The sequence below is a fragment of the Kitasatospora sp. NPDC093558 genome (genome assembly GCF_040683475.1).
Taxonomy (GTDB): domain Bacteria; phylum Actinomycetota; class Actinomycetes; order Streptomycetales; family Streptomycetaceae; genus Kitasatospora.
On the sequence record NZ_JBFBDY010001201.1, the window covers coordinates 1 to 1,349 of the forward strand.

The following is a 1,349-nucleotide window of genomic DNA, read 5'->3' on the forward strand; positions in this document are numbered from 1 at the left end:
GCGCGGGCGGGACCTGGGTGTCGCTGTTGAGCGCGCCGTCGTAGTCGCGGATGGCGAAGGTGATGCCGAGCAGCAGGATCCAGCCGGCCACCAGGGAGACGGTGATGGCGTTGACGATGCCGCGCGGTCCCGAGCGGGCGGCGTCGTGGGTCTCCTCGGTCATGTGCGCGGAGGCGTCGTAGCCGGTGAGGGTGTACTGGGCCATCAGCAGGCCGAGCATCGCGACGTAGAGCTGGTTGTGGAAGCCGGTGTTGTTGACGAACTCGGTGAGGACGTAGGAGACGGAGGCGTGCCGGTCGGGGAGCACGGCGAGCGCGCCGACGATGACGGCGACGCCGATCAGGTGCCACCACACGGACACGCTGTTGAGGACCGCGACCAGGCGCACCCCGAAGGTGTTGAGCAGGCCGTGCACCACCAGGATGACGGCGAAGATCTCCATGGTGTGCGCGGGGGTGGCCGCGACGCCGAAGCGGAGCGTGAGGAAGGCGTTGGTGAAGAAGGCGGCGCCGTAGTCGACGCCGGCGGTCACCGCGACCTGCCCGAGGAAGTTGAACCAGCCGGTGAACCAGCTCCAGGCCGGGCCGCGGGTGCGGGTCAGCTTGGCGGACCAGTAGTAGAGCCCGCCGGCCGTCGGGTAGCTGGAACAGATCTCCGCCATCGCGAGGCCGACGCAGAGCGTGAGCAGGCCGACCACCGGCCAGCCCCAGATGATCATCGCGGGGCCGCCGGTGTTCATCCCCGTCCCGTACAGGGTCAGGCAGCCGGAGAGGATCGAGACGATGGAGAAGGAGACAGCGAAGTTGGAGAAGCCCGACATCGAGCGGGCCAGCTCCTGGGTGTAGCCCAGCTCGCGGAGGCGTTGTTCGTCGTCGGAAACGGTGGCGCCGGAAACGGGGGAGGCTGTCGGCGGAAACACGTCGGGGGCAGGGTGTTCGGGTGAGCGTGCGTCGGTCATGGGGGCACCCCTGGGGGTTGAGGGTGTGCCGGGAAGCGCGCGGTCACGGCGGCGTGGCGCGGTCGCCCCGGCGGGTTCGACGGTCGGACGGCTCTTTCAATGGTCTGGAATCAGGCCATTGGGGTGGGTGAGCAGCATCGTTCCGGCTGGACCGGGGCCGCGTCAAGGGCAGGAAGGGAACGAGTGCGGGAAACGCGTTCGTAGGTACGATTCCGGCGTGGACGCGGACGAAACACGTGAGCGGGCGCGGCTCGACTGGCAGGCCGGGGCGATCTTCCGCCCGGTCAGGACCGGCAACGCCTTCGAGGAGACCGTCGAGCGGCTGCTCCAGGCCATCAAGCTCGGCGTCTTCGGCCTCGGCGACCGCCGGCCCGCCGATCGCGACCTCGCC

1 protein-coding gene is annotated in these 1,349 nt (G+C 69.5%); it reads right to left on the minus strand.

The window, feature by feature from the left end; all coding sequences use genetic code 11:
- Positions 1-958: amino acid permease (locus tag AB0O00_RS39735; RefSeq protein WP_363659534.1), on the minus strand; the 958-nt coding region annotated here is incomplete at its 3' end.
- Positions 959-1,349: the final 391 nt, after the last annotated feature.